Annotated in this window: 12 protein-coding genes; 4 read left to right on the forward strand and 8 right to left on the reverse strand. The window is 63.0% G+C overall.

The genetic code is table 11. From position 1 onward, the window contains the following. Positions 1 to 129: 129 nt before the first annotated feature. Positions 130 to 3,579 carry a response regulator gene (locus tag ABQM86_RS16445; protein WP_369744961.1) on the forward strand — a complete coding sequence of 1,150 codons (3,450 nt, stop codon included), beginning with the start codon at positions 130 to 132 and terminating at the stop codon, positions 3,577 to 3,579. Beyond that, entirely contained in the window at positions 3,576 to 4,487 is a 912-nt protein-coding gene (locus tag ABQM86_RS16450; protein WP_369744962.1) for a diguanylate cyclase, read from the forward strand. Before ABQM86_RS16445 ends, ABQM86_RS16450 begins: the two co-directional genes overlap by 4 nt. Positions 4,488 to 4,543: 56 nt before the next feature. Here ABQM86_RS16450 and ABQM86_RS16455 read toward each other — a convergent pair whose 3' ends face one another. The 6 genes from ABQM86_RS16455 to ABQM86_RS16480 all read right to left on the reverse strand — a co-directional run bounded on the left by ABQM86_RS16455 (position 4,544) and on the right by ABQM86_RS16480 (position 13,158). Next, a complete protein-coding gene (locus tag ABQM86_RS16455; RefSeq protein ID WP_369744964.1) occupies positions 4,544 to 5,533 on the reverse strand; it encodes a glycosyl hydrolase family 28 protein in 990 nt (329 codons plus the stop codon). 339 nt (positions 5,534 to 5,872) lie between these two features. Then, positions 5,873 to 6,652, reverse strand: coding sequence for a PIG-L deacetylase family protein (locus ABQM86_RS16460; RefSeq protein WP_280623416.1), 780 nt, complete (start codon positions 6,650 to 6,652; stop codon positions 5,873 to 5,875). A 30-nt stretch (positions 6,653 to 6,682) separates the two neighbouring features. Further along, complete coding sequence (locus tag ABQM86_RS16465) at positions 6,683 to 7,828, reverse strand: glycosyltransferase family 4 protein (protein ID WP_280623417.1); 1,146 nt, start codon at positions 7,826 to 7,828, stop codon at positions 6,683 to 6,685. A gap of 2 nt (positions 7,829 to 7,830) precedes the next feature. Beyond that, positions 7,831 to 10,857 carry a hypothetical protein gene (locus ABQM86_RS16470; protein ID WP_369744966.1) on the reverse strand — a complete coding sequence of 1,009 codons (3,027 nt, stop codon included), beginning with the start codon at positions 10,855 to 10,857 and terminating at the stop codon, positions 7,831 to 7,833. A 46-nt stretch (positions 10,858 to 10,903) separates the two neighbouring features. Further along, positions 10,904 to 12,364, reverse strand: coding sequence for a glycosyltransferase family 4 protein (locus ABQM86_RS16475; protein ID WP_369744968.1), 1,461 nt, complete (start codon positions 12,362 to 12,364; stop codon positions 10,904 to 10,906). Continuing rightward, a complete protein-coding gene (locus tag ABQM86_RS16480) occupies positions 12,361 to 13,158 on the reverse strand; it encodes a glycosyltransferase (protein ID WP_207594437.1) in 798 nt (265 codons plus the stop codon). Before ABQM86_RS16480 ends, ABQM86_RS16475 begins: the two co-directional genes overlap by 4 nt. A gap of 193 nt (positions 13,159 to 13,351) precedes the next feature. Between ABQM86_RS16480 and ABQM86_RS16485 the strand changes: the two genes are divergently transcribed. Further along, on the forward strand, positions 13,352 to 15,571 hold the full coding sequence (locus tag ABQM86_RS16485; protein ID WP_369744969.1) for a S9 family peptidase: 2,220 nt from the start codon (positions 13,352 to 13,354) through the stop codon (positions 15,569 to 15,571). A gap of 7 nt (positions 15,572 to 15,578) precedes the next feature. Here the strand turns inward: ABQM86_RS16485 and ABQM86_RS16490 are convergent, their stop codons facing one another. Together ABQM86_RS16490 and ABQM86_RS16495 are read right to left on the reverse strand one after the other, a co-directional pair. Beyond that, positions 15,579 to 16,388 (reverse strand): class I SAM-dependent methyltransferase, encoded by an 810-nt coding sequence (locus ABQM86_RS16490; protein WP_280623421.1) that lies wholly within the window; start codon positions 16,386 to 16,388, stop codon positions 15,579 to 15,581. 19 nt (positions 16,389 to 16,407) lie between these two features. After that, on the reverse strand, positions 16,408 to 16,791 hold the full coding sequence (locus ABQM86_RS16495; RefSeq protein WP_089596025.1) for an STAS/SEC14 domain-containing protein: 384 nt from the start codon (positions 16,789 to 16,791) through the stop codon (positions 16,408 to 16,410). A gap of 181 nt (positions 16,792 to 16,972) precedes the next feature. Here ABQM86_RS16495 and ABQM86_RS16500 point away from each other — a divergent pair, with 181 nt between their 5' ends. Then, positions 16,973 to 18,637 carry an ATP-binding protein gene (locus tag ABQM86_RS16500; RefSeq protein ID WP_369744971.1) on the forward strand — a complete coding sequence of 555 codons (1,665 nt, stop codon included), beginning with the start codon at positions 16,973 to 16,975 and terminating at the stop codon, positions 18,635 to 18,637. Positions 18,638 to 18,757: the final 120 nt, after the last annotated feature.

The raw sequence follows: 18,757 nt of genomic DNA on the forward strand, positions 1-18,757 counted from the left end.
GCTCTGCTCTTTGGGCGTGTTTTCGGCGTATGCTCTCCTCAGCGCAGGCAAGGCGCGTTGTTCGCTTTTGGTGGGGCCACTTTCGAAGGCAGGGGTTCAGTGGCAGGAGTGAAGCACGGGGTTCTTCCGATGCGCTCGTCAGCACGGCACGGTTGGCCGCTTTTTCTAGTGCCCGTGGCGTTGTGTTTGGTGCTGCTGGCCGTCGGACTGGCAAGCGGGACAGGAACGCCCACAGCGCAACTTGCCGGCGACTTGGCGATCCTCCTAGCGTCGCTCACCGCACTGGCCACCCATGCTCTGGCAGCCCGACGACGGAAAGACAACTCCGCGGGCCGCTGGTTCATCGTGGCAGGCCTGGCCGTGTGGAGCGCCGGGCAAATTGTGTGGACCTTCAACGGCATCACCCTGAACCACCAGTACCCCTTCCCGTCCTTCGCGGACATTGGCTTTGTTTGGTACGCACTGCCCACCTCCATTGGCCTGATCCTGCTGCTGAGGGGCCAGGGGCTGCGTCTTCCTCTTCGCCGCACCATCCTGGACGCCGGAGTAGTGGCGAGCTCCACGTTCTTCATTGCGTGGAGCTCTGTACTGGGTCCCTTGGCTGGAGCCACGAACCAGGACGCTTTCGCGCAGATCACGCAGATGGCCTACCCCATCGCGGACGTTTTTATGGTCTCGGTGGTCATTGTGCTGACCATGCGCGCAGCCCGCGGACGCAGATTGCCGTGGCTGAGCATGGGTCTTGGTTTCTGGATCCTCGCCATCACCGACCTGACGTATATGAGTTTCACCCTCCAAGGCATCACAGGTGTCACAGGATCTCCGTTGGCCCTGGGATGGGTGCTCGCCTTCCTTTTGGTGGGACTCAGCCCCCTGCTTCCGGAAGCCGGAAGTACCCGCAAGGACGGGCGGGCCTATGCCGCAGCCCTTGAACTGCTCCCCTACGTGCCCGTGTTCAGTGCAGTGTTCTTCTCCCGCAGCCGACCGATTGGGGCGGATCCCATCCTGCTGGTCACCGGGCTGGTGGTGGTGGTCTTCGTGATCGTGCGGCAGGTGCTGATCGTCGTCGAGAATGTGACACTGACACGGGACCTTGAATCGAAGGTGGCCGAACGGACGGCCCAGCTTGAAGGACTGGGGGCTATCGTCAATTCCTCCGGCGATGCCATCATCGGCGAAACACCCGAGGGCGTTATCACCAGCTGGAACCCCGGGGCGGAGCGAATCTTCGGCTACCCGGCGTCGGAAGCCATCGGCAGGAAAGGCGATTTCTTTGTCCCAGCCCACCTGCTGGAGAAGGAACGGCAAGTTTTGGAATCGACCGCCCGGAGCGGTGAAGTGCAGAACTATGAAACTGAACGCACACGCGGCGACGGCGCCACCATCCCCGTCTCGGTAACCCTGTCCCCCGTCCGCGGCGAGGGCGGCATCAGCGGCGTCGCCACCATCTCCCGCGACATCACCGAGCGCAAGGCTGCCGAAGTGGAACTGCTCGCGGCACGTGAGGCGGCGCTGGAAGCGAGCAGGCTCAAGTCCGAGTTCCTGGCCACCATGAGCCACGAGATCCGCACTCCCCTCAATGCTGTGATCGGGCTGACCTCACTGATGATGGACACGCCGCTCAGCGAGGGCCAGAGGCAGTACGCGCAGGGCGTCAAAGGCGCCGGCGAGGTTTTGCTGACCCTGATCAACGACATCCTGGACTTCTCCAAACTGGAGGCAGGGAAAGTGGACCTGGACGTCAACGCCTTCGACCCCCGGTCTTTGGTGGACGAGGTGGCCGGGTTGGTTGCGGAGGCGGCCCAGGGCAAGAATCTGGAACTCATCTCTTACTGCCACCCCGACGTACCGGCACGCCTGATGGGCGACGCCGGACGCATCCGGCAGATCCTGCTGAACCTGTCCTCCAACGCGGTCAAGTTCACCCCCGCCGGCGAAGTCGAGATCCAGATTTCCATGATAAGCCGGGATGCAGACAACGCCTCCCTGCGGTTCGAAGTCAGGGATACCGGCATTGGAATCAGCGCCGAGGACCATCACCGCTTGTTCGAATCTTTTGCCCAAGCCGACGCTTCCACTACCCGTCGGTACGGAGGCACGGGGCTGGGCCTGGCCATCTCCCGGCGCCTCACCGAAGTCATGGGTGGGAGGATCGGACTGGAAAGCGAGCCGGGAACGGGCAGCAAATTCTGGTTCGTCCTGGACCTTCCCATTGGCCCGGACGCTTCCGACACAGGGACCTTGCCGGCTACGCTCGTCGGCCGCAGGGTCCTGGTGGTGGACGACAATGCCACCAACCGCCTGGTGCTGGAAAAGCAATTGGCCAGTTGGGGCATGCAGCCGGTGGCCGTTGCTGACGCCACCTCCGCCATGGAGGAGTACCGCACAGCCGTGTTAACACAACACCCCTATGACATCGCCGTGGTGGACATGTGCATGCCCGAAACCGACGGCTTGGAACTGGCACGCCAGATCAAGGGCGAGAGTCATGGCTCCGGGTCGCCTGCGATCATCCTGCTGACTTCCACCATGCAGGTGGAAAGGGTGGATCTTGTCAGCGCAGGAATCCGCGAATACCTCACAAAACCCGTGCGAAGCTCAGAGTTCTACAACCGCCTCCTACGCCTGATGGCCACCCGGACCGTAGGATCACCGGCGAAGCCCGTGCAGTTGGATGCAGCTGCGTTGGCGGCACCGGTGCCGCAGCTGGGCAAACTCCTGGTGGCCGAGGACAACGAGGTCAACCAGTTGGTAGCCCGCGGGATGGCCAACAGGCTGGGTTACGACGTAGACATTGTGGACGACGGCGCCAAAGCAGTGACCGCAGCCCTGTCCGGAATGTACGCGGCCGTACTCATGGACTGCCACATGCCCGTGATGGACGGCTTCGACGCCACCCGGGCCATCCGCGCCCGGAATGGCCACGCAGCCCGCATTCCCATCATCGCCATGACTGCAGGGGCACTGGACGAGGACCGCGAGCGCTGCTTCGCCGCCGGCATGGACGACTACCTCAGCAAACCCGTGGACCTCGCCAAGCTCGCCGCTGTACTGACGCGCTGGGTTCCGGAACAAGAGCAAACGTCGACGGCGGTGGGCGGCTCTGTGCCCGACGCTGCGGTGGGCGTCGCGCAGGCGCCGGCGGGCGTCGAACGTATGCCGGCGGCAGCATCGGCGTCGAACGCTGGTGGTGAAGAGGCTGCTGCTCCCGACGCTGTGGTTCTTGACGCTGACCGGCTGCAGATCCTCCGCGAACTTGGGCCGGCAGACGGCCTGGGGCTCTTGCCCGACGCTATCCGGGCTTTCCGGCAGGACGCCCAAACCACCCTGGAAGCACTGCGTACCGCGCTGGGCGCGGGGAGTGCCGCTGCCGTAGAAGCGGCCGCGCACAAACTCGCCGGCGCGGCTTCCAACATCGGAGCAGCCGGCGCCGCTGTCCTGTGCAAGGATCTGGAGCGGCTCGGCCGCGAGGCGGGACCGGACCTGGGTTCAATAGGCATGCCGGTGCTCACGCAATTGCAGGCAGAACTCGAGCAGGTGGACGTTGCCCTCGAACGCACTCTCCAAGGAGCTTCATGAAAGTCCTGATCGCCGACGACGACCAGATCTCCCGGATGATCACCAAGGCCGCCGTCGAGCAGTCCGGCCATGAGTGCATCGTGGCGGAGGACGGCGACTCGGCCTGGCAGCTTTACCAGGAGCACAGCCCCGAAGCCGTAGTCACGGACCTCATGATGCCCGGCCTCAACGGGCTGGACCTCTGCCGCGCCATCCGTGCGTCCGAGGAGGACAGCTACACGTACATCATCCTGGTGACCTCGCACGGTTCCCGAAAGGATGTGCTGGCAGGCATGGAGGCCGGTGCGGACGACTACGTCACCAAGCCCTTGGACCCCTTCAGCCTTCACATCAGGCTCCTGGCTGCCCAGCGGATCACTTCCTTGCACGCAGACCTTGCCCGCTACCGATCGGCACTGACCGAGCAGGCGCGCACTGACCCTCTCACCAAGCTGCACAACCGTCTGAAACTCACGGAGGACCTGGGCCTCCTGCACAGCCTCGACGATCACGATTACTGCCTTGCGATGGTGGACGTGGACAACTTCAAGAGCTATAACGACATCTACGGGCACCAGGCCGGTGATGCCGCGCTGGTGGCGATCGCAACAACCCTTGCCCGCGAAGTCCGGAAAGCCGACGCCGTCTACCGCTTTGGTGGCGAAGAGTTCCTCTTGGTCCTGCAAGACCAGTCCCCTGCCACCGCCGCTTCCGTCATGGAACGTGTCCGGTCCGCGGTCCATGACCTGCGGATCGCGCACTCCGGAGATCCGGACGGTGTCCTTACCATCAGCGCCGGAGTCTCGGCCTTCACGGACGGGCACCGGGCAGGCAGCGAGCAACTCCTCCGGGAAGCAGACCTCGCCCTCTACGCGGCAAAGGCCTCCGGCCGAAACCGGGTGACTCTGGCCGATGCCCTCGCGGGATGATCAGACAGGATGGTAGCTGGGTGACGATGGCCATAAGGCGTGGTCCTCGTCAATAGTCAGCATGTTCCTGTCTGAATGGTGTTGTTCTGGTTGATGTTGCCGGTTCCGGGTGCGATGTAAATATTCCCGGCTGCACACGCCCTGTTGTTCGTGGCTACGACGTTCGTGATCGGGCCGTGGCCGTCAAAGTCGCCGATATGGATAGCGTCGTAGCTGCCGTCGTCGAAGAAAATGTGACCGACTTCGAGGTCGTGGATGTAGTTACCGCTCAGGGTCACCCCGTTGACCGCGCCGGTCCCGTCGTCGTAGTAGCCGGTGCGGATACCGTACGGCGCCCCATAAAACTCGTTATCGGCGATTTTCACGTTGTAGATGGAATGGTTACCGACGGCCAGTTGCATGCTGCTGCCCCGGTGTCCGCCCCGGACTTTGTTCCCAATGTAGTCAATGTCGTGGGTGGTTCCGTTGATGGTATGCGCGACGAGGCCGTCGTCGCCGTCGGTTCCAACGCGTTGGTCGATGATGTTCCTGATGACATCGCCGAACGATGAGTCCAGGACATGGATGCCGTCGAGTTGGTTGTATTTGCCGCTCGTTGCGACGATCGTGGTGCTGTTCTTCACACAGAACTTGGTGGTCCCGACAGCGACGATAGAGTACGTGAAGGGGTTCCTGACGTGCACCCCATCCACGAGGTTGTTGGAGCCGCCCCGGATATCAACGACATACTCGTCCAGACGCCCGCTCATGTTGACACTCGCTGGGAGGGTATTTCCTGAATGGTCCGCTGTGAGGTTCGTGATCGTGGTGTTCGTCGCCCTGTTGGTGGTGACGATGGGATAGCCACCTGACGGCCCCTTTGTGGACAGGAACTTTGGTCCAGCCTTGAGAACCGTGCCGGGGCCCTCGCCCTGAAGTTTGACGTTGTTCGCCATCCGGAGTTTGCCGTTGATGATGTATGTCCCGGCTACGAGTTTGACCACACCGCCGCCAGCTGCCCCTGCTGCGTTGATGCGGTTCTGTATGGCGCTCGTATCGTCCCCCACGTCATTGACGGTGGTGGTGACATTGTAGGCCGCGGTTGCGTTGCTACCCGTCGCTCCGCTCTTCGTGCATACCGCTACCGCACTGGTGGCTGTGGACGTTCCTGAAGCTGAAGGTACCTGGCTGGGGGTGGCTGGCGGCGTGTTCTCAGCGGGAGCAGCGGAGACCCCACCCAATGTGAGTAAAGCGGCTGCGGCTGCAACCACCAAAGCTGACCACCGCCGTCGTAACTGCGCCAAAATGCGGCGTATCGACAGTCCCGAATCAACGTCAACCGTTCTCACTGCAATCCCCCCAAAAAAGTGCCAAGACACTCCGTCCCGCACCGTTCCGCGATGTCATCATGCGGTGTCGCTAGTATGTCCAGGGACAAAGTAAGTTTCCGGTTTCTGTGGAATCTCTCCGTCAGGGAAAAGGGCGTCCGCCTGCGTTGCGTACTGTCTGATCCGTCGGGGTTTGGCATCCAGTCCCGTATCCCAGGTCCACGGAACAAACCCCATTTTCGACAAATGCGGTTGATCCGGAGTTGCCGTCAAGTCATAGGGAAAGTCTGAATACATCACCACGTTGTCCGGGTGCCCCTTACCCACTTCGCGGGTGATCAGATGGTCCACGTGTCTTCCCACTCCTGCGGGGCAGAAGAGCAGCTCGGCTTGGGTTTGCGCCATGAGCCCGGCAACATCGCCCCGGAGTTGGCGGATGAGCGCTTGATCGTCCCTGGCGATCCTGCCCAAGGCGATGTCGAACCGGTAGGTGGCGTAGCGGTGGTTGAGTTCCGGCAGAAGCCGGTCCCAAGCACTGCTTCCCAGCAACGGTGGCTTGCGGCGGCGTCGAAACAGCGCATCAACTTCGCCAAGATGAATGGATTGAACTCCCATGCCAGCCAGTACGGCGCGGTCTTCCGACTGCCTGGCTTGGTAGAGCTTCGCCGCGTCGGGCACGGCACATTGGCGCAGAAAGGACCGTGTGGCCCGCGTGTGCGGTTCCGGCCCTGACTCTGTGAAAAGAGTAGCGACGACGATCTCGCGTCCCTGTGCTTCGGCTTCCATGAGGGCGCCGCAGGACAGCACTGCGTCGTCCAAGTGGGGTGAGAGGAACAGCCAAGGCGCATCCCCTGCCATGGAACGTTCAATTCTGGATTGCAGCGGCATTCAAGCCCTTTCAGCGTGGCGGGCGTTCGTCCGCCGGGTTGGAGGATTCCCTAGTTCTGTGAGTGCGGTGTGGTAGGCCCGTGCTTGCATGTCAGCGAGCGCATCCCAGTTGTAACCGGCGGCGAACTTCCGTCCTTGCGTGGCCACTTCCTCCAGACCGGCCTGCGGGTACCGGCGGGCGATCTCGTCTCCCAGCGCCTGAACGTCGAAGGCGTCAACCACCCATCCTGTACCGGGCGGAATAATCTCCCTCAGGCAAGGGATATCGAACGCAATAACTGGAGTACCCGCTGCCAGTGCGTCAATGGCCACCAAGCCGAACGTCTCGTGCCGGGACGGCACTACCAGAAGCCGGGCATCGCTGAGCGCCTGGAACTTCTTGTCCCCGGACAGCCACCCGAGCATCTGCACGCGCCCGGAAAGACCGGCATCCCGGATGGCTTCGCGCATCCGCTCCTCATCCGGACCAGTGCCGGCGATCAGCAGGTTTGCGTCGACCCTCTTACAGGCGTGCGCCCAGGCTCCCAAGAGGAGATCCAAGCCCTTGTGCCCGTATTCCAGGCGCCCTATGAAGAGGACGTCCTTCCCCAAACGGGGTTCGATATTCCAGACCGCGGGATCCACACCATTGCCGATCACGTCCACATGCAGGTCCGCGTTGAGCTCCTTCAGGCGGTCTCCGATCCCCTGCGAAACCGCAATGAGCCTTCGGTGCTTTCGGACGCCCAGCCGCTCAATCCAATGCAACGGGAGTTTGTACTGCCGCGCCTTCTCCCTGGCATGAAGCCACTGCACAACTCCGATGGTGGGTCGCTTGGTCCACAGAGGGGCGGCCATGGTGGAAAACGGAGCGAAGAAATCCTCGACCACCAACTCAACAGTTGACCGGCGCTTACGTACTTCCACAGGCAGCCAGGCAATGTACGCCAGCAACCTGGCCAAACGGTTGCCGCCCTTGCCGAAGCCGATGGGTACATAGTGCACGCCGTCCTCCACCCGTTCCTGCCAGCCCGGATACCGTGCAGTCAGTACCGTCACACGGAAGCCTTTTGCGGCCAACCGGCTGTTGATCTCATGGGTCCTCACTGAACCCCCGCCCGCTCCGGGCATGCGTGGATCTTCAAAACCTAAATGTAGAACTCTCATTGTTACCGTTCCGTCCCGTAGTCCTTGTGGGGCACCCCAACGTTGGCCGCAGCCGCTGACTCGAGAGCAGACGGATCCACGTACCAAATGGTGGTTTCGCCGTTAGTGGGGCCAAATGTTGTGACCATGGGAGATGCATGGCCCTCTAACCACGCCAGCATGGTGGGGTTGGCGTATCCATAGCCCTGCCGGGTGGGCTTCGATTGGGTAAGGATGTAAGTCGCCCCTTGCTCTTTCATCAGCGGCGCCGACGGCCAAATACCAAACCGGGGATCATGCATATAGGCGAAGTGACCCGTGCTGTTGGTGACGCTGATCCGCGCATCGGCAGGCAGATTGGCCTGCACCCAGTCGTTGGCCCGGACAAAGCCGTTGTCCAGGGTCAGGGCGGTGCGGATTCCCAGCACCACGGTCAACACCACGTAGATCACACTGACGACAGCAAGTGCTTTGCGGCCCTTGGGGTACCTTTCCCGAAGTTCCACCACCACCAGGACCGAACAAATTGCTCCGAACACCATGACGCCGTATCCGTACTGTTCCTCAAACGTGCCGAACACGGCGCTGTAAGCACCGGCAGCACCCAGCGCCAGGCCTCCCAGCCCTACTAGACGCCGCTCGGCATGATGGCTGAAACACAGCAGTAAGCCCACCACCGGGCATAAGCCCAGCAGGATATAGCTGGTACCGAAGTATCCGCTCTGCTCGATAAGCCGGGAAACGATGCTTGGTGATCCTTCGGACGTGAAGCCAGTGGTCTTCTCTACACCGGACATGCGCAGCAGCCCGTTGCTCTTGGCCCACACCCAGCTGGGGAAGTGTCCATGGGCGGCCACGACAATCAGGTAGATCACGTAGGGCACGAAACCGAAGCCTGCTACCACGAGTCCCTGACGCCAGGGGATTGTTTTCTTCCACACCATGGCCGCAAGCACCGGGGCAACTGTGCTGATGAAGAAGAAGTCCTTGCACAGGATGGAGTAGCCAAGCAGTAGGCCGGCTGTTGCCAGCCGCAGAAACGAAAGCATTTTGCTCTTTGGCTGCCGGTGGTCCACCAGAAGCAGCAATCCTGCCAGCCCCGGCACCATGGCCGAGGTCTCCAGGAACGCATGGCTGTTGTTTCTCAGGATGAATGGTTCGAAGGCCAAGAGCACGGCAGCGAGCCAGGCGGCGGTGGGAGCGGACAGCTTGCGCACCAGGAGGAAACCAAGTCCAACGGTCAGGGCACCCATCACGCCGTTGAGCCAGCGTAGTTGGAGCGTCACCTCGATGATTTCGCCGGTGATTCCGAAAATCTTAATGACCCCAGCCTCCAGCAAGAAGTACCCGGGCGGGTGGAGGAAGAACGGCCCGTCAGGCAAGGTTGGGAATTCCCCGGCGCTGACGGATTCACCGAGCCGGACATACAACATCTCGTCCACCCACAGTTCGAAGCCCCGCTCAAGACCAAGCGCGCGGACGCCGAAGGCGCCGGCAACCACCACGATGAATGCGGTCAAGTTGCCCGAAAGCGCCCCAGCGACCCAATTGGGCAGGGGGCTCGTTGCAGGTGCTTGAGGCTTGACCCGGCGGCCGATAGTTTGGCCGTTTGTGCCAGCCTGGCGTCGTCGTCGAATTTTGACGTCGTTTCTGTGCGGCAGCAGCCCCCGTTGATGAGCGAGAACCATGAGGCCGCTGACAGTGGCCAGGGCCAGCCACACCAAGGGCTGGACCCGGGCGGCCACAGCGAGCGCCACTATCAAGGCGCCGGCCAGAACCAGGAACGGGCCGGCTCCCCGGCCGGGGTGTGCCGCAATGAGTACCGGACGTGCCAGGAGAGCCAGCACACCACCGGCCATGACGGCACCCACGGCGGAACCCACAGCCATGCCCGTGACGGCGTTCACCTGCCAGCCAACCCAGAGCCCACCCACCACCAGGAGACACGCACAAGCGAGGCCGATCTGGCATCGGCGGTAGGCCCGCAGAGCTAGGAGAACCGTGGAAAGCACCATGAGGACCGCGTAACCAAGACCGGAAGCAGCCAGCCACGGCAGGAGCCCCAGGGAGCCGTGGTACTTCTGCGGCACGATGCATCCGGCCATCAGTGGTGGAGCTGTGGCGATGATGGCGAAAGCCACCACGGCAAGTTGCCCGAACGACGCGAAGGCAGCACCAAGAACCTGACCCGCGTTGGCACCCGGCGTGCGAAGCAACGGGAAGGCCACCAAAGCGGTTCCGGCTGCCACGTAGACAGGCCCTTTGGCGATGGTGGCAAGCGCCTGGAAACCTGCTGCATCGGCCGATCCGCTGTCCAGGAAGCCGACCACCACGACATCGACACCCACCAGCACGGAGACAACGCCGAGAACGGAGGCGATGTCACTGGTCTCGGCCCATCTCCACTTCTCCAGCACAACCCGCGGGCGCCACCGCAAGTCCCGGTAGAAGGACCACGGCACTATTAACGGCGCCAGGCACCCCACTACGAAACCTAGGACCGCTCCCCCGGCACCCCATGCCATGGCGATCACCACCACGCTGAAGATAAGCCTCAGGAGAACCTCGCCCACAGTGGACAGCGCGTACCAGGTGAAACGGAGCTCACCCTGCAACCAGCCCGCGGGTGCATTCGCCACGAAGATGACAAAGGCCGCCAACGCCACCACTGCGGCCAGGACGGAGTCGGCGAGCGCGAGCGTCACGCTGCCTGAGATCACTGCAGCGGCAACGCCCGCCAGGCAGGACACAAAGACCGAGAAGGCCACGCCATTACGCCGTTCCTCGGAGCCTGCCGGGTGAACGGCAACAACGTGCGACAAGGGAAGCGGGACCAAGGCATTGGCCACGATCCCCACCACCCCCAGGATCATCGCCGCGGCGGCAAACATCGTGTAGTCCGCGGTATCCAGCATGGTGGCCATGAGAAGCGTGCAGGCGTAGCTCATCACGCCTACAACCCCTGCGGACACGGCAAGGAAGCCGCTGCTCGCGGCAATTCCCGGGTCTTTTTCCGAAGCCCTGCGGTGTGACCGGGGTCTTTCCCGCACAGCAAGAGTCATTGTTTTCTGGGATGAATCCATGGATGAACGTCCGTTACTGGCCATCAAGGGCATCGGCGGGAGTGAAGGCGCTCCCGGGGCCGGCCAGCAGAGTGGTGCGTCCGGCCGAACGGAGTTCCGCAGACGTCACGCCGATCTTCTGCATTGCCGCGAAGGCCTCGAACTCGTCACGTCCCTTCATCAGCACAGCGACATGTCCATCATCCGCAACGGCAACCTCATCCGTCCGGTGCAGGATGGACTGAAGATCGGCATCTTCAGGCAACACGAACCGGACCAGGGTGGAAAGGTCAGAGTGGAACGAACGAGGATCCCCGCCGTCGCGCCGTATCTTCTCCTCTTCCAATACGGCTCCAGTGAGCAGTCTGGTGCTGCGGTCCCAGGTGAAGCAGCGGGCCCATTCCCGGCACTCCGCTGAGACCACCGCTTCCGAGTCCGGCTCACTCAAGGCGGTGAGGGCCTCAACCATTGCGGTCCCAAGCTCCTGGGGAGTATCCACCAGCCAACCGGTTCTGCCGTCCACTACGGAGTCCCGGATGCCTGGAACACGCAGGGCCAGGCAGGGCACGCCCCACGCGGCGGCTTCGATCACCGAGCAGCCCCAACCTTCTGACGCCGAGGTGGAAGCAGTCAGCCAAGCCCGGCTCAGCAACCTGTCACGGACCTCATTGGGCTGGTAGCCGTGGAACGTTACTGCGTGGTCCAGGCCGAGGTCCATGGCCAACTGCTGCAACCGGGCCCGCTCCGGGCCGTCCCCCACAATGTCCATCCGCAGCTTTGGAATGCTGCGCACTGCCACGGCAAACTGGCCCATCAGCAGGTCCAGCCTCTTATGCGGCACCAAGCGGCTGACGACGGCGATGGTCGGATGGGGCGCGCGGGCGGCAACCTCCTCCGGAATGTCGATGGTTCCGTTCGGCACCACGTGGACAGGACCGGAGAACCCGAGTTTCCTCAGTTCCAGCCGTGTGGAGGGCGAGACCGCCACAATGGAACGCTGGCCGTACACCGTCTTGGCTCCCGAACTTTCCAGGAACCGGCCCACGGCGGCCAAAGGCGGAGAGAACCTGGTGCGGAACTGTTCCTGGTGGACGTGGTGGATCACCTGGATGATCGGCAGGTTCCGTGGCAGGAACAAGGGCGAAAAGAACGGTATCCCGTTCTGGCAGTCCACCACGGCATCAAATTCGCCCCCGCTCTGCAAAAGCCCGCCGGTCCGCACAAGCCGGAGCGCGGCATGTCCATAAATGGACAGGGCTCCGCCTCCGCGCAGGATGCGGATGCCGTCAATGACATCCTCAGGTGACTGGCCGACGTCGCGCCCTGTAAACCAGGTGACGTGGACGCCGTTCTGCACCCACCTCTTGGAAATCTCGTGCATGTACTGCTCGGCGCCGCCGGCTTGTGAGTGCTGGACGTCGCGCCAGTTGAGGACCAGCACGTGCTTTCCGGCGAGAAGGGTTGGAGAGTTGATGTCAGGAAGGCCGGACATCATGGTGTTGCCCTCTGGAGTTGGATCACCGAGGCAAAGCTGGCCACCCCATCCTGGAAGGGGCGGAACGTTGATGCGGCTCCATCGGTCCATGCCACGGGAAGTTCGATGATGCTGGCGTTGTTGTCCTGCAGGCGCAGCAGAAGCTCAACGTCGAAGGCGAAACCAGTGCTGCGGCACTGAACCATGGCTGCTGTGAGGGCATCGCGTTCGAAGAATTTGAAGCCGCACTGGGTGTCCTGTATGCCCTTGACCTTTGATTTGGTCAGCGCCCGGAAGGCCGTGCCGCCCACCCTTCGTCCGAGGTGTTGGGGCCGGACCAGGGTTGAGCCGGGTGCGTGGCGGGAAGCGATCACCGCTGCTGCACCGTCTGAGAGATGAGCCATGGCCTCGGTGAGGGTTTCCAGCGGCGTGGCGAGGTCGGCGTCGAAAAAGCCCGTGAACCTGGACGTGCCGCTGAGGAGGCCGCGACGGACTGCCGCTCCCTTCCCCTTCCGTGAGCACCCCACCACGGAAATGGGAACTGCGTCCCCCTCTTCCCGGGAGATCCTGCGGACCACTGCGGCGGTCTCATCAACGCTTCCGTTGTCCACCACAACAATCCGCGAAGACCACGGCTGGTTGGCCAGGAAATCGACCGTCTGTTTCAAGGTGTCGGGGATTCTCGCGGCCTCGTTGTAGGCGGGAATGACCACCTCCAGATCCACGCGGGAGCGGCGCAGCGAGTCTGAATGTCGGCGCGCCTGCAGGCTCCCTCTCTTGCCTATGTGCACACTGTGCTGTTGAAGAAGGACCATCTGAACCTCCATATATCCGGGTACGGCACAAAAACGTGCTCGCAATATAAGGAGTGGGGGCACCCCGGAAGTCATGACGCCAATCCAGCCGTAGTGCTCCAAGTCATGGACCACTCTCAATACCGGGAGCGGTGCCGGGCGCTCTGAGCGAAATTGCTGGTTCCTTGTCTGACCCCGTCTATAGAGTGGCCACATGAGCCACACATCTTCCGTCCCTGCCGCTGCTCCGGAACCAACAGCGGTGCCTCCTGTCGCCAAGCGGGTCCCCACACGCCGTGAACACCACGGCGACGTTTTTGTGGACAACTACGAGTGGCTCAGGGACAAGGAATCCGTTGAGGTGGTGGACCTCCTGAAGGCCGAGAACGCCTACCAGGAAGCCGTCACAGCGCACCAGGAACCATTGCGGGAAGCCATGTTCCAAGAGATCAAGGGCCGCACCCAGGAAACGGATCTGTCCGTGCCCAGCCGCAAGGACGGCTGGTGGTACTACAGCCGTTCGGTGGAAGGGAAGGAGTACAGCATCCAGTGCCGCGTCCTGGCCCACAACACCGGGGACCCCGTAGCGGACTGGACGCCCCCGTCCGTGGAGCCCGGCGTGAAAATCGACGGCGAACAGATCCTCCTGGACGGCAACATCGAAGCCGAGGGCCAGCCGTTCTTCAGCGTGGGCGGTGCCGCGGTGACAGTTGACGGCAACCTTTACGCCTATGCCGTGGACAACTCAGGCGACGAACGGTTCACCCTCAGGATCAAGGACCTGCGCACCGGGGAGCTCCTCCCGGACATCATCGAGGGTATTTTCTACGGAGTAGCCTTCTCCCCCGACGGCACGCGCCTCTTCTACACGGTGGTGGATGATTCGTGGCGCCCCTACCAGGTGAAGGCCCACGTCCTGGGTACGCCGGTGGCCGATGATCAGGTTCTCTACCAGGAGGACGACGTCGCCATGTGGCTGGGGTTCGATCTCTCCGCGGACAGACGGCACTTGGTGCTCAGCATCGGCTGCTCGGAGTTCAGCGAGACGCAACTGCTCCGCTTCGACGACTACGACGCCGGCCTCAGCACTGTGATCTCCCGCGACCACCATATTCTGTACGAGGCTGAGCCCTTCCTCCTGGACGGCAGGGAAACACTCCTCCTGACCCACAACAAGGACGCCATCAACTCGATGGTCAGCCTGGTGGACCCCGCTGAGCTGACCAAGCCGCTGGCAGAGCAGGACTGGCGTACCGTCGTCGAACATTCCAACGACGTCCGGGTCAACGGCGCCGGCGTGACATCCACGCACTTGGTGCTCTCCGTTCGTAAGGACACCATCGAACGGGTCCAGGTGCTGCCCTTGGCCGGCCTCGGCACCGAGGCCCAGGGTGCGCCGGTGGAGCCGGCCTTTGACGAAGAGCTCTACACCGCCGGGGTTGCAGGTTCGGACTACGAGGCTCCCGTCATCCGCATGGGCTACACGTCCTACTTCACGCCGTCGCGCGTCTACGACTTCGTCCTCCCCACCGCCGGACTGCCATCCGGCCAGCTGCTCCTCCGCAAGGAAAGCCCCGTCCTGGGCGGCTACACGGCGCAGGACTACGTGGCTACCCGCGAATGGGCAACGGCCGACGACGGCACCCGGGTCCCGCTGTCAGTGCTGCGTCACGCGTCGGTACAGCAGGACGGCACGGGCGCAGGGCTGGTTTACGGCTATGGCTCGTACGAGATGAGCATGGATCCAGGCTTCGGCGTAGCCCGCTTGTCCCTCCTGGACCGCGGCATCGTCATGGTGATCGCCCACATCCGGGGCGGCGGCGAATTGGGCCGCCAATGGTACGAGGACGGCAAGAAGCTCACCAAGAAGAACACCTTCACGGACTTCATCGCGGCCACCGATTGGCTGGCTGGATCGGGGTGGGTTGACCCGTCCCGCATCGCGGCGATGGGTGGATCGGCGGGAGGATTGCTCATGGGAGCAGTCGCCAACATGGCCCCGGAAAAATACGCTGCCGTGGTGGCACAGGTGCCGTTCGTGGATGCGCTGACCACCATCCTGGATCCCGAGCTTCCGCTCTCCGCCCTGGAATGGGAGGAATGGGGAAACCCGATCACGGACCCCGAGGCCTACGCCTACATGAAGTCCTACACTCCGTACGAGAATGTGGGGGCCGTTGCCTACCCCAAGATCGCTGCGGTGACATCCTTCAACGACACCCGGGTGCTGTATGTAGAGCCTGCCAAATGGGTTCAGGCACTGCGCTCCGTGTCCACGGGTTCCGAGCCGATCGTCATGAAGATCGAAATGGACGGCGGACACGGCGGAGCCTCGGGCCGGTACGTCCAGTGGCGTGAGCGGGCCTGGGACTACGCGTTCGTCGCCGACTCCCTTGGAGCCACTGAACTCCTGCCTGGAGCCGGCCTGAAGTAGGAGTTTTTTAGCGCTGGCGGGCCCGGAGGAGTGCGAAGTATCCAGGGATCAGGTCCGGGGTTGACGGGTTGCTCAGCGGGCGCGTCTCGATGCTCGCCGAGCCTTCAACGATAAGGTTCCAGTCCGCCGCCGCGAAGGCCTTGGCCCGTTGTGCCGCCCCGAACCGGCCGGGCATCGGCAGCCCGCGGATGGCCCACTCCAACGGGGCGGGAATGGAACTGCGGGTGGCACCCAGATGGCTGACGTAGTCCACCGGCGTGCCAGGAAAGTTGGTTTCAGTCAGGAACACGCCTCCGCGGGTCCCGACGACGGGCAGCAGGTTCGCAGCCAACGCGGCGCGGCCGCTTCGGTCCAGAACGTGCAGGACACCACGGATGAAGATGTTCGCATCCCCCGTCCAGCCTGCCGCTTCGAGGGCCGTAGCGACAGTCTGCGCTGCGTCCGGTGCCGTCATGTCGCAGACCGCATATGACGCCGTCGTGGTTCCTGCTGACTCCTGCCGTGCCCGCTCAACCGCGTTTGCAGAGTAGTCCAGCCCTAATGCGTGCGGGAAGTGTTTGGCCAGCAGGCGCGTGAAACTGCCGTTGCCGCATCCGACGTCCACCACGGGCAAAGACGGGTCCAACTGAGCCATTTGGGGGAGGTAGCCGTTGAGTTCATGGTCGCTGCCCGAGTCCCACAGGACGTCGCCAGTGGCACCGGTTGAGCGGATATCGCCCCAAAACCGGTCCCAGGCAGTGCGGGGATCCTTGGGCGCAGCGGAAGAGAGCCTGATGAGGCGGGGAATCAGCAGGTACTTCCTGAAAGCGGAGAACATTCTCCAAATATAGGTGGCCCTACGCCTCCACCAGCCACTCCAACGCCTCTGTTTCAGAAGTGAAGAACTTGGTGGGGCACGGAGGCTTCATGATGCCCAGAAAAAAGTTGGCAATGACCCTGTCCACCGGAGATGAGCCCCAGAGCGCGATGCGGTTGGCCTGGCACGGTTTGGCAAACACGGAACGGGCACCCCGGGTGACATCGTCCGTGGTGGCCATGTCAACGATCATGGGATGGCGTTCCTCGCCGCAGAGCTCGTTCACCCGGTCCATGGCCCGCTGGGCGTCAGGTTCCTTGATCCTTGCCCCGCGCGGCCACGTCAGGCGAAGAATGCCTGGTTCTTCGAGCTCCAGCTCGAACGTCACCTGTTGGTGGTCCTGCGGTGTTGCTGGGTGGTCCACAGTGCTCCTTGCGCGGTTGGTGCTGCTGCAGCGGGTTACCTCTGCTGACACCCTCAAGGCTGTCGAATCCACAGGGCAAAGTAAAGGTGTGTCCCAGGACTCATCCAACCCATTTGCCGCGTGGTCACCTTTGGCCGCAGTGCCGCTGATAGGGTGTTGCCACATCATGAAAACACCGTGAATGAACCGTTGGAACGGAAGGGGCTCAGTGGGCGAGACCGTTGCCGGCGTACAGCATGCCCGCTCCGCCGTAGTGGCGGATTCAGACAAGGACCGTTTGGCCGCGACGACGGCCGCCCTTGCCGCCGCGGGATTCAGCGTGTTCCCTGCCGTGGATGCCGCCGCCCTGGCCGCCCATCTACAGCACCAGCGCCCCTCGGTTGCGGTGGCTGAGAGTTCCCTGGCACACGGACTGCGCAGCCCCGGGGTTCCCATGCTCCTGGTCCTTGCCTCCCAGGAATCCCTTGACCTCCGGGAAGTGGAATCCTGGCGCGTAGCGGACTACGTCATCAGCCCCGTGCAATCCGGGGAACTGGTCCACCGGGTTGAAACCCTTATCGGCCGGGCCGCCGAGCGCGCCCGTTCACGCGGCGAAATCGAAGCACTGCGCGAAAGCCTCCGCAATGTCTCCTCGGCGATCCGGGAGACCAATGATCCCCAATTGATCTCAGACCACGTGGTGCGTGGCTTCGGTGAGGCGCTGGACGTGGACCACGTATGGTTTGCTACCTTCCGCGACGAACGTGTTCCCACCATTCGTGCACAGTGGAACCGTCCTGGCCTTCCGCTGCTTCCCGCGAGGCTGGGTGAGAGCGAAAACGCCATTATCGAGGCCGCCAACAGGCTGTGGGCGGATGCGGACGTCCTGGCGGTCGCGGACCACCGCGAAGACCCCGACTCCAGGATCGCCACGGCACTGCGGGAGTGGTCAGGCGAGCTCGACCCTGTGTCCACCGTCCTTCTCCCCGTGGGTGAGGGAGCGACGGCGTTGGGCATCATCCTGCTCTCCACCGTCCGGGAACGGCACGATTGGACCCGCCCCGAGATCGCGCTGATGCAACACGTGGCCGGGAACGTGGCCCACGGACTCATCCAAGGCCACCTCATCAGCGCCCAACAGCGGGTCCTGCACCAGTTGAGGCAACTGGACAAGGCCAAGACCGACTTCCTGGCCACCGTCAACCATGAACTCCGGACACCGCTGACCTCCATCACCGCTTACCTGGACATGATCCAGGACGGATCCGGCGGGCCGGTTCCCGACGGCATCAGGAAGATGCTCGATGTCATCGCCCGGAACTCCAACCGCCTCCGCAGGCTCATCGAGGACATGCTTACCGTGTCCATGCAGGACGGCAGCAACCTGGACCTCAAACCGGTGGATATTGCCAAGCTCCTCCAGGTGGTGGTGGCCACGCTTCGGCCGCTGGCAGAGTCCCGCCACGTTTCGTTGTCTTTTACCGATGGGACTGACGACATCGAGGTTACGGCCGACGAAGCGAAGCTGGAGCAGGTGTTCACCAACATCGTGGCCAACGCCATCAAGTTCACGCCCGAGGGCGGAAGGGTGGGCATCACCAGTTCAGTCTCGGACTCGGAGGGCGGCGGGCTGGCGCTGGTAGAGATCGCAGACAACGGCCTGGGCATTCCCGAGCACGATCTCCCCCACATCTTCACCCGCTTCTACCGGGCCTCCAACGCAACATCCGCCGCGGTCCCCGGCAGTGGGCTCGGACTGGCGATAGCGCACGACATCATCAGCCGCCACATGGGCCGCCTCCTGCTGGATTCCACCTTGGGGTCAGGCACCACGGTATCCGTGGAGTTGCCGGTGGGCGGGCCATAGGCAAGCCCCTGCCCGGCGTGACAGGCGTGTCAACGTGAGGTCCGTACCAGTGCTCTACGGTCACTAATGCTCGACATACTGCGAAACAAAATTGATGCCCCGGGCCGCAGCCCGGGGCAT

It is taken from the genome of Paenarthrobacter sp. AMU7 (assembly GCF_041200195.1).
Lineage (GTDB): Bacteria > Actinomycetota > Actinomycetes > Actinomycetales > Micrococcaceae > Arthrobacter.